Here is a 10,986-nt window from a genome sequence, read left to right as displayed (position 1 = left end):
TCAGCGTGGCACCTGCTGCATATGCATCGCCCGTTCCGTCCGCTTTTGTATTCCAGCCCTCGAATGAGTGGCCTGCTTTCTCCAAGTCACCTTGCAATGCTACTGAAACTTGAGCATTCGGAGCATACACACCACCTGTTGGCACAGTACCGCTGTCACTTCCGTTGCCGTCGTAGCTGATCGCGTACGTAATCAGTTCCCATTGTGCATACAGCGTCACGTTAGCCGAGCCCATTGTCAGCGTGGCACCTGCTGCATATGCATCGCCCGTTCCGTCCGCTTTTGTATTCCAGCCCTCGAATGAGTGGCCTGCTTTCTCCAAGTCACCTTGCAATGCTACTGAAACTTGAGCATTCGGAGCATACGCACCACCTGTTGGCACAGTACCGCTATCACTGGTGTTGCCGTTATAGCTAAGCGTATACGTAATCAGTTCCCATTGTGCATACAACGTTACGTTAGCAGAACCCATCGTCAGCGTGGAACCTGCTGCATAAGCAGTTCCTGTTCCATCCGCCTTCGTATTCCAGCCCTCGAATGTATAGCCTGCTTTCTCCAAGCTGCCTTGCTGGGCAACAGTAACTTGCGCACTCGGAGCATGCGCACCGCCTGTTGGCACGGTGCCACTGTCACTTCCGTTGCCATTGTAACTCAGCGTAAATGTGATGAGTTCCCACTGTGCATACAGTGTCACGTTAGCGGAACCCATCGTCAGCGTCGAACCTGCTGCATACGTATCGCCCGTTCCATCCGCCTTCGTATTCCAGCCCTCGAATGTATAGCCCGCCTTCTCCAAGTCGCCTTGCTGGGCAACCGTTACTTGTGCATTCGGTACAAAGGAGCCTCCTGTTGGAACCGTACCGCTATCACTGGTGTTGCCGTTATAGCTAAGCGTGTATGTAATCAGTTCCCATTGTGCATACAACGTTACGTTAGCAGAACCCATCGTCAGCGTGGAACCTGCTGCATAAGCAGTTCCTGTTCCATCCGCCTTCGTATTCCAGCCCTCAAACGAATAACCTGCTTTCACTAAGCTGCCTTGCTGGGCAACAGTAACTTGCGCACTCGGAGCATGCGCACCGCCTGTTGGCACCGTGCCACTGTCACTTCCGTTGCTATTGTAACTCAGCGTAAATGTGATGAGTTCCCACTGTGCATACAGCGTCACGTTAGCCGAGCCCATCGTCAGCGTTGAACCTGCCGCATAGGCAGTTCCTGTTCCATCCGCCTTCGTATTCCAGCCCTCAAACGAATAACCTGCTTTCACTAAGTTGCCTTGCAAGGCAACTGTAACTTGAGCACTCGGAACATGCGCACCGCCTGTTGGCACCGTGCCGCTGTCACTTCCGTTGCCGTTATAGCTAAGCGTGTACGTAATCAGTTCCCATTGTGCATACAACGTTACGTTAGCAGAACCCATCGTCAGCGTGGAACCTGCTGCATAAGCAGTTCCTGTTCCATCCGCCTTCGTATTCCAGCCCTCGAATGAATAGCCTGCTTTCTCCAAGCTGCCTTGCTGGGCAACAGTAACTTGCGCACTCGGAGCATGCGTACCGCCTGTTGGCACGGTGCCACTGTCACTTCCGTTGCCATTGTAACTCAGCGTAAATGTGATGAGTTCCCACTGTGCATACAGCGTCACGTTAGCCGAGCCCATCGTCAGCGTTGAACCTGCCGCATAGGCAGTGCCCGCACCGTTAGCGGACGTATTCCAGCCTTTGAAGACATAACCGGCTTTGGCTAATGTTCCTGGTTGTGCTACGTTCACCGTTTGACCCATAAGATACGTAGTACTATCGGTCGGAACAGTTCCAGACTGGGAACCATTCCCGTTGTAGCTTACACTATAGCGACTCGGCTCCCATTTTGCATATAAAGTAACATCGGATGAAGTGATCGTATACGCCGAATTTGCCGGATATGTAGCTCCTGTTCCATCCGCTTTCGTGTTCCAACCTGCAAATGTGTATCCATCACGTACCAACGTGCCCTTATCAGATAACGTTATGATTGTACCAATATAATCTTTGTTGGAAGGTGCAGGTGCTACACCGCTTGATTGACCATTGCCGTTGTATACAACATTGTAACCCGTACTAACATCAGATATCGTAATGTTCTCCAAGTTTATATTTGACGGCGCTAGTTGATCAGTAAACTTCCAAGTAATCTCCACGATTGCAACATTGGGAATAGAATAACTTGAAGACGCACCTAGCAGCGCCGACAATTGCGTAATCGTGGTTGTAATTCTAACGTTCGCAGAATTATTCAGAGTCTGAATGATTTGATTGTTATGATCTTTTAACACAACAGACAGTTGAGACAGCTGATATCCTGTACCGCCGCCCATATCATAACTGCTGAATCCAAAATCTTTAAAGGTGAAGAACTTGTTGGTCGTTGTCCCCTCAGCCTTTAATACAAAATGACCTGTTGTATTAGAAGCTTGTTGAGCCTCCGACCATAAACTCGTGGTTCCCGGATCATTAACAAATCCATTGCTTACTAAAAACTTGTCCCCGCTCTTCTTAAAACCAGAAACGCCAGAAACCGTTAACGGCCCGCCAAAATCATAAGTCCCATTATTGGTCCCTTGCCACGCTGCTTGAGCCTTTTCAATTCCAAAACTGGTAATTCCCCATAGAGTCGTTGTTATCATAGCCACAACGAGCATCACAGCGCGAATCGTACTGTATGCCCCTTTATGCGTAGCGATGCTATCTTTCTTCATTCGAACCCTTCCCTCTTTCCTACATCCGCCAACCTATGATGTATATGCAACACTCTGTCCACTTACGCGGCAATAGGTATTCAATTTATTGAACTCTGATACTAATAACACAGAAAACTGCATAGAGCCGATTGCTCTACGCAGTTGTCATGTTGGCATGATAATCTTATAAGGTTTATGTCTTCGGTTATTACTGTCTTGGAGGGAATACACCTTCCAAAGCGATAATAAAGTTCATTGCCAGAAACGGTTGCATATTGTTATGCGGCTGGCTTCCACCTTGTACAGACAGAGCTGTCGGCAGCATCTGAACATTCGGCTGTTGACCATTGTAAAGAGGTAGCTGCTTTGGCGGGCGGCCTCCAGCCGCAGTCTCCGCCCAATACTGATTCGCCGGATTGCTAGACGCTCCCGGTTCATTGACCGCTTGCGGGACATGCGTATGCTTTGGCATCTGATCGTTCATCAAGGTTTCGGTTTTGGTTCCCACTTGCTGTCCGATCGTACGCGGCGACAACCCCGGTCCTTGGCCAGTTCCCATTAAAGCTTGTCCCGTTAGATTCGGTAATGCGAAGGTCGACTTGCCGTCACCGCCGTATTGAACGCCAATGACACTATATAAAGCTGTAAATTGTCGAATTTGCATCAGCTGTCCGTTGCATAGCGCCCAGCCTGCAGGCGGATAATTCCCTGCGAATATTCTTATCTCTCCGAGATACGGATCCATGGTTTACCCTCCTATTGTCTTGGTGGATATATGCCTTGTAAAGCAATGCAATATCGCACAGTCAGATAAGGCTGCATATTGGAATGGGCTTGACTGCCGCCCGAAGTGCCGATGGCACCAGCATTCATGCTCGTCAATGCCGTCGCTTCGCCATATCGGTCACTAACGCCTGCCCATCCTTGATTTTGCGGATCTGGCACATCTGCCGGATTGGACGATGCCAGCGCCTGATGCGTATGTGCAGGTATTTCATTCACCGTCAAGGTATGGTTCGCCTCGCCGGCCGATAAACCGTAATTAATGCCCGCGCCTACATGGACAGGCACCCGTCCACGCAAGTCCGGAAGAGCAAAATTGCTTCTGCCATCTCCGCCGTACGTTGCGCCAATCAAGGAAAACAGCACCTGATTAGTTTGAATATTCATCAGTTGTCCTTCGCAAGGCATCCAACCGCGCGGGGTTCTATTAAAAGGAAACAATCGCAGCTCTCCCACAAATGGTTCAGCCATCTTAATCCCTCATTTCATAAAATAGTGATAGGTAGAAGCCTTAACCTTCGGAAGGAAAGATTCCCACAAGCGCGATAATAAAAGAAACAGCTGTCGTTGGCATCATGTTGTTATGCGGCTGGCTTCCGCCTGATGGAGTAATCGCATTCGCACCCATCGACACGACCTTGCTTGTATCATCCGAATAATTCGTTATGGAAGCCCATACCGCATTCTCGGGAGAAGCTAGATTGCCGGTATTCGTAGTAGCTGAAGCAATATGCGTATGAACTGGAAGCTGCTGCGTCATCAAAGTGACCGTCTCCGTTCCGCCAAGGCTACCCAATGGCATTGCGCTGCTGGTATGAATCGGAACTCGCCCTCTCAGATCGGGCACTCCGAACGTAGTCTGTCCATCGCCGCCAAAAGTCGTCCCTAGTACTACGTACAATACTTCATTCTCCGAAATACTCAGCAGTTGACCATTGCACAGCGCCCAGCCCACTGGAGCGTAATTGCCAGCAAACATTCGAATCTCTCCAACATATTGATCACTCATATGAATTCACCTCTTGCATAGAATTGTAAGCGGTAACACTATTGAAAGATCATTTCGACATACATTTCATTTTCTGCCGACTTCGTAAAGCCAAGGCGCTCATAGAGCCTGATTGCGCGATTGGACCTCATGACATGCAGCATTGTTGTCCTCCCCGTTGCCAGCGCTTCTTGCATAAGATTGTTGATGACAAAGGTTCCGATTCCGTTACTTCTGTAGTGAGGGAGTATAGCCAAATCTACTAGTCGAATGGTTGTATCCTCTCTCGCCACCAACAGATGGCCGACTTTCACCCCGTCATATACAATGATCTGATAGGATTCATCGGGGTAACGGGCGGCGTATGACCTTTGCTGCATCATAAATTGCATCCGAAGAAAGGCGTCCTGCTGGATTTCATCCCAGCCCATTAGCTTCATCTCCTCCAATCGGGTACTTGCGTATACCTCATATTGAAAGGATTGATCATTTAGACCTTCCTCGACGGGGTCAAACGTAATGGCTTTTTGAGCATCCATGACTTTTACCCCCCTGCCATTTAATGCATATTTACTAGTTTATACCGAAAATCTATTTAATTCTAGTTAATTTTATGTGATTAACCAATGATTTTGTCGATATATGCAAGTTACGTTTAACCATTTGTCATTTTCTTCTTTCCACTTTACTTCCTCCCTACTATACTAGTGTTCGTATACCATTTTTCCAACCGAGGAGAATGCCAATTGAAGAAGAAAGTTATCATGCTGTCGCTAGTTTTAATCCTAGCTGCTGTCGGGGTAGTCAGCGCTGCTGCAAAGTGGGGGACGTTCGAGGGTTATAACATCGTCAAGCTTGTCATTAATGGAAAAGAGGTTATTCCGAAGGATACTCCGCCGGTTATATTAAAAGGTCGCACCATGGTGCCTTTGTCCATGCTGGAGCAAGCCGGAGTCAAGTCGACATGGGATGCATCAACCTATACAGTAAATGTAGAATCGAATGCCCCTGTCAAATCCGACGGAGAGCAACAAATTATTAACTACGTGGAAGCGATGGATTTCTACAAAACGCTGGACGACCTTGGCCTACGATTAATGGATTTGGCCGATAGCCTGATGGATGCATACGATGATATCATCTACTACGACCAAACCGACACGCTGGACAAATGCTATGACTATTACAATACAGCTTCCAAGAACTATAATAGCTTGCTGAAAGAGTATGAGGCGTATAAGAAATTGTTCACAAGCATTGGCGTAGATACCAAAGATGTCACCAAAGCATTTACACTCTACAAAGGCGCTCTCGATGATTACAGCGACGGACTCGATTATTTGGAGGACATCTATCTGAACCCCGATTCTGAAGCGCTAACCAATAAGTTTCTCGATGCATTCGTCTCGGGGCATGGCAAATCAACCGATGGATCCATCATCGGCATGCAAGGCTACTACAAGTACAGGAGCCTCATCCTGGGCTAACTCAATCTGCATAATAAATAGACCCGCAAGCAGGTGCTGTACATACAGCGGCCCGCTTGCGGGTCTTGTCATGAGAAAAGAGAAATGAAGACACTTATTCTGCCAATGGATGATCTTGATGAATGTGAACGCTCAGCGCCAAGCCAATCGACAGCATATTCGTTAATAATGAACTTCCGCCATAGCTTACAAAAGGCAGGGCGATACCCGTTAACGGCATTAGCCCGGTATGCATCGCGATGTTCTCGAATATCTGCAGCACCAGCATAGCGATAATACCGACAATGATATAAGAGCCCGCCCGATTCTGGCATTTGTAAGAGATGATAATCATTCGATAAATGAGTAAAAAGTAAAGCAAAAGCAGCAGCGTTGACCCGATAAAGCCAAATTCCTCGCCAATAACGGCGAAGATGGAATCCGCATAATGATACGGGACATAGCCACCCTGTACGAGACTTCCTTGCATGAACCCTTTGCCGTACAGTTCACCTGAACCGATCGCCGTCTGTGCATTTTTTACATGCCAGCTATTCTCCGGGTCCAGCGTGGGATCAATGAAAGTCTGTATTCGCTCAAGCTGATGCGGCTTGATCACCTTGGAGAAGAGATCGAATTGCACAAAATATAAGGCTGTTACGCCAGCTGCCACCACCAATAGAGCAGACAATCCGATGACGATCTGCTTCCACTGCATGTTGGCCATCCACAATATACTGACGAGAATACTGATAAAAACAATGGAAGTCCCTAGATCAGGCTGCTTGAAGACCAGGTAAAACGGAATGATAAACAGAACAAACGACGGTACGATGTCTCTCCAGAAGCGTGGAGATTGTCCGTTTAGGTTACCAAAAAAACGAGCCAGCGTCAGAATAAAGGCGATCTTCATCAATTCGGAAGGCTGGAACTGCTGCGAGCCGATCTCGATCCAGCGTGTAGAACCATTCAGATTGACGCCAATGACTAGAACCATGATGAGCAATATCACACCGATTACATAGGAAGGATAAGACAAATAACGAACAATGATCCGATAATCCATCATCGCGACGAGCAGCATTGGAATCACCATAATTGCATACATTTCAATGTTCGCGATATGCAGCCCTTCATAGCGTGTCCCCATCGTAGCACTCTCAATGACCAGTGTGCTAATGAGTGCAAAACAGAATACGATTCCGAGAATGATCCCATCCAATCGTTTAGCCTTTTGAAACATCATTTCTAATTAGTCCCTGCTTTCCGATCGAGTGAGATTTCGATCTCGTTAACCGTTCAACCCTATTGTACAAAACTGGAAGTAATCCATTCAATAATTTCAATAAGTTGCTACTGTCGAATCAACTAGCCAAGTCGGGAGCGTCCATGGAGGTCAATTGCTCCATCAACTCTTCCAAACTCTCATCGTCCACCACCACGAACGGACTTTGCCATTGTCCAGGGAATGACAAGCTGTATATTTGGTCCCTATCAATTTTGCCATAATAAGCTTTCACCATAGAAAGCATCGTGCCTGGTGCCATATCCGTCTTGAGGTTGGAGGTGACGATGTCCACGATCTCGAAGGTTTTCGGAAGGCTGTTCCATGAGGTCAGCTTATGTACCAATGCGGTAATGACCTGCTGCTGCCTCAAGCCCCTATCAAAATCATTAGAATGGTAAGCCTCTCCGCGATTATCCTTGCGGAACCGCGCATACTGCAGCGCCTGCTCCCCGTCCAGCACCTGCAGACCTGGATAAAGCCGAATGAACATATTTTCGCTGGGGGCATCATATTCCATACGCCGCTCTACATTGATCTCAATTCCGCCCACCGCGTCCACCATAGATGTTAACGTCTCGAAGGATACGAGAAAGGTATAATCTATATTTATGTTGAAATAACGCTCAATCGTCTCTCTTGTCGTAACCATTCCCGAGCTTATGTATTCCTCAGCGAACGTAAACTGTCCCAGCTTGACTTTCTTGCCGGAGAGCAGCTCCGGATGATCCTGTGCTTCGCGTACCGCATACTGATATCCGCTGGCGAACATGGAATTAACTTTCGCGCCAGTCCCTCGCAAATTGGTGACCCGGAGGTCCCGCGGAATCGATAGAAGCTTCATACTGTTCGATTGCGGAATGACATGCGCAAGCAACAACGTATCCGTATTCATGCCGCTATGGCTGTCGCTATGATCAAGACCGATGATAAGCATATAGAAGTCTTCCTTGACTTCTTCTATACCATCTTCGAATTTCTCATTATCTTCTTGGCCCCGGATCGTCTCCAGCAGCTCTTTATCAAGAATTGAATTATCCAAATTAATGGTCGTTCCTGACATCTGCTTATACACCGCAAAACAACCTGCTGCAAGAACCAGCAACACGACTAACAATACCATATGCAATCGATTGATCCTCAAACGAACGACCCCTCCTGATGCTGAACGCGACATAGACAAACGTCTTCGCGACGTTGACACTAATATATCGAATTCGTTGACAAATTGTCAACAGACCGATATATTCATTGAAAACCGTAGACTCCATATCGCATAATAGAAGAGCAAGGAGCCATTACGAAGGAAAGGATCGTGCATTCATTATGAGCGAACAGAATCGCCCGAATCCATTAGGGGAACTTATCAAGAGCAAGCTGCAGCAGCGCGGTCTCTCTTTGCGAAAATTCAGTGAGCTCACAGCTGTCGATACGGCTACGATCTCGCGTATTATTAATGGGAAGCGCAAGGCAACACCTGAACATTTGCAGCAATTTGCCGAGTGCCTTCAATTGCCAGTGTCGGAATTGTTTTTCGCCGCAGGCTATTCCGTCGAGCCGCGCTTGACGGATCTGCAATCATCGATTGCCGACATACAATCTCTTCTAGCGCACTCTAATCTGAGTACACAAACCTATAGCATGACTAACATGGAACAAGAGCTGTCCAAATACGAGTTGTTCTCGCAAACGGATGAAGGAAAGACTATGATCCTGAAAAAATTCGATAAGAAGCTGTCCAAAGCGGGAAGCACTGGACCGTATATACAATTTCTGAAGGATATGTACACCAAGTATCGTCTGAACAAAGGAACCTGGGAGCGGGCGCTTATCGGAAGCGCACTGATTTACTTTATTATCCCGACGGACCTGATACCGGATTATATTTTCCCGCTCGGTTATATTGATGATGCCATCGCTGTGAATCATGTGGCGCAAAAGCTGCATCTGAAGAACCCTACTTTTTTCAGCTAGACGATCATTTATAACTCCTGATTCCATATCCTCTGTTCATAGCGGCCATTCTAGCATGTTGACAATTTAGCAATGAAATTTACTTTTTTGTCAATCTAGGTTGATCCCCCCTCCAAAATAAGATACGATAGACCAGATTATAGAGGAGGGAATGAAGCACAGTGGAGTGGAGGAATCTTTACCGGGGGGTACTTATGGGCATTACCGATCTCGTCCCCGGAATAAGCGGTGGCACGATTGCCGTCATGCTAGGCATTTATGAGCGGTTGCTTGCAGCAATCAGCGGGTTTTTCAGCAAAAATTGGAGGCGCCAGATCGGATTCCTGATTCCGCTAGCCGTTGGCATGGGATCAGCCTTGCTTGTTTTCAGCCGTCTCATCAAATATTTATTGGAGCATCACTATGAGCCGACGCAGTTTTTCTTCATCGGACTAGTTATCGGCGTACTGCCGCTTCTGTTGCGTCAATCCGGGGCTAGAAAGAACTTTCGCCCTGGACATGTTATTTTGCTAGTCCTATCGGGCTTGCTTGTCGCATCGCTCGCTTTTTTCAACGCAGACAAATCGGGACTGCCTATTGACGACCGTTCCGCTTTAACTCTGCTAGGCCTGTTCTTCTCGGGCTGGCTCGCCAGCATGGCGATGCTGCTGCCTGGCATTAGCGGCTCCTTCGTGCTATTGATTATCGGCGTATACCCGACTGCCATCAATGCGCTGTCTTCGCTGGACTTTTTGCTCATTGCGGTCATCGGCGCTGGTGTTATGATCGGCTTCGTCGTGAGCAGCAAAGCGATTCGAGCGCTCTTGACCCACCATGCCAATCTGACCTACGCGCTTATGATTGGGATGATCATGGGTTCTGTAGTGGTCATGTATCCTGGGCTGGCGGATGATACAAGCACACTGTTGCTTTGCGTGTTGACCTTTGTCCTTGGCATTGCTGCCACGCTGCTATTCAGCTTAAGAAAAAAGGCTTGATATACCTAAAGAGGCTCTGCTTTCGTTCCGTTGAACGAGTGCAGAGCCTCTCTTATTAGGTAAGATTAGTCGCTAGTTAATAAGACATAGAAGTCATAGCCTTCAATCCATAAGCCTACAACTGTTTTCCCTTTGGAGTAATAGACGATTTTACCAGTCGAAGTATCCGCTTCATAGACATAACCGGCCTTCTCCAGTGCGGTTACATATTTGGTCAGATTGCCATCCGTTGCATCTGTCACATCATACTTATACAGAACGTGGCTCTTGTCGGAGGCTTCAATACGTTTGCCGTCAGAGATACCTACCACCGACGCAAAGTTAGGAACATCCTTCGTATACTCGCCGTATACCTTCTTCTGCGTGTTCACTCCGGATACAACAATTTCAACACGTTTCTTTGCTTCATTCCATTGGTAGTTGACCCCTGTAAGATCCCCCAGGTTAGCTAGCGGCACATACGTGCTGCCCCCGTAGTTCAAGATAGGTTTTTGTTTATCCTCATACTTCGTGCCATTCACAAAGATAGGATAAGAAGCTTCCGTCAATACATACTGCTTCACCGCTGCATAACCCGCCGTTGTCCCCACCATTAATAATGCGCCAATAACTGCGCCTGTTAAAATGTCTCTAACTCTTTTCAAGTTTTTTCCTCCTCTTTATGTTTCATTCTATTATAGCATCCTATTTTTGGACGTTATTAAATATTTCTATAGCAGTATTATTTATCTCAAGTTTTCTACTTTTTTCAACCTATTACCACAAGACATCATACGAGAATACGCCTATTTATGTTT

At 47.3% G+C, this 10,986-nt stretch carries 11 protein-coding genes; 3 read left to right on the top strand and 8 right to left on the bottom strand.

All coding sequences use genetic code 11. The features are described from left to right. The 5 genes from ACFVSO_RS07340 to ACFVSO_RS07320 form a co-directional block, all read right to left on the bottom strand. The coding region (locus ACFVSO_RS07340) for an InlB B-repeat-containing protein (protein ID WP_387471622.1) at positions 1 to 2,734 on the bottom strand (2,734 nt) is incomplete at its 3' end. A gap of 190 nt (positions 2,735 to 2,924) precedes the next feature. After that, positions 2,925 to 3,461, bottom strand: coding sequence for a phage tail protein (locus ACFVSO_RS07335; protein WP_387471620.1), 537 nt, complete (start codon positions 3,459 to 3,461; stop codon positions 2,925 to 2,927). An 11-nt stretch (positions 3,462 to 3,472) separates the two neighbouring features. Beyond that, complete coding sequence (locus ACFVSO_RS07330) at positions 3,473 to 3,970, bottom strand: phage tail protein (RefSeq protein ID WP_387471617.1); 498 nt, start codon at positions 3,968 to 3,970, stop codon at positions 3,473 to 3,475. Between the two features lie 40 nt (positions 3,971 to 4,010). Further along, the gene (locus ACFVSO_RS07325; RefSeq protein WP_387471614.1) at positions 4,011 to 4,508 is read right to left on the bottom strand and encodes a phage tail protein; all 498 of its coding nucleotides are present in this window, start codon (positions 4,506 to 4,508) and stop codon (positions 4,011 to 4,013) included. A gap of 38 nt (positions 4,509 to 4,546) precedes the next feature. Beyond that, positions 4,547 to 5,026 carry a GNAT family N-acetyltransferase gene (locus tag ACFVSO_RS07320; RefSeq protein ID WP_387471612.1) on the bottom strand — a complete coding sequence of 160 codons (480 nt, stop codon included), beginning with the start codon at positions 5,024 to 5,026 and terminating at the stop codon, positions 4,547 to 4,549. Between the two features lie 207 nt (positions 5,027 to 5,233). Here ACFVSO_RS07320 and ACFVSO_RS07315 point away from each other — a divergent pair, with 207 nt between their 5' ends. Further along, positions 5,234 to 5,974, top strand: coding sequence for a stalk domain-containing protein (locus ACFVSO_RS07315; RefSeq protein ID WP_387471610.1), 741 nt, complete (start codon positions 5,234 to 5,236; stop codon positions 5,972 to 5,974). 94 nt (positions 5,975 to 6,068) lie between these two features. On the opposite strand, the gene rodA is transcribed toward ACFVSO_RS07315, so the two are convergent. Both rodA and ACFVSO_RS07305 read right to left on the bottom strand, forming a co-directional pair. Beyond that, positions 6,069 to 7,199: a rod shape-determining protein RodA gene (rodA, locus tag ACFVSO_RS07310; RefSeq protein ID WP_387471608.1), complete on the bottom strand. Its 1,131-nt coding sequence runs from the start codon at positions 7,197 to 7,199 to the stop codon at positions 6,069 to 6,071. Between the two features lie 118 nt (positions 7,200 to 7,317). Continuing rightward, the gene (locus ACFVSO_RS07305) at positions 7,318 to 8,382 is read right to left on the bottom strand and encodes an LCP family protein (RefSeq protein WP_387471606.1); all 1,065 of its coding nucleotides are present in this window, start codon (positions 8,380 to 8,382) and stop codon (positions 7,318 to 7,320) included. Positions 8,383 to 8,564: 182 nt separating this feature from the next. On the opposite strand from ACFVSO_RS07305, the gene ACFVSO_RS07300 reads away from it, so the two are divergent. Further along, complete coding sequence (locus ACFVSO_RS07300) at positions 8,565 to 9,212, top strand: DUF1232 domain-containing protein (protein WP_387471604.1); 648 nt, start codon at positions 8,565 to 8,567, stop codon at positions 9,210 to 9,212. Between the two features lie 161 nt (positions 9,213 to 9,373). Further along, positions 9,374 to 10,189, top strand: a complete 816-nt coding sequence (locus ACFVSO_RS07295; RefSeq protein ID WP_387471601.1) for a DUF368 domain-containing protein — start codon at positions 9,374 to 9,376, stop codon at positions 10,187 to 10,189. A gap of 65 nt (positions 10,190 to 10,254) precedes the next feature. Here ACFVSO_RS07295 and ACFVSO_RS07290 read toward each other — a convergent pair whose 3' ends face one another. Next, positions 10,255 to 10,833: a stalk domain-containing protein gene (locus ACFVSO_RS07290; protein WP_387471599.1), complete on the bottom strand. Its 579-nt coding sequence runs from the start codon at positions 10,831 to 10,833 to the stop codon at positions 10,255 to 10,257. Positions 10,834 to 10,986: the final 153 nt, after the last annotated feature.

The organism is Paenibacillus sp. NPDC057967, from assembly GCF_042887015.1.
Lineage (GTDB): Bacteria > Bacillota > Bacilli > Paenibacillales > Paenibacillaceae > Pristimantibacillus.
The sequence above is the reverse complement of the archived record's forward strand: the minus strand, read 5'-3'. Positions and strand labels throughout refer to the sequence as shown.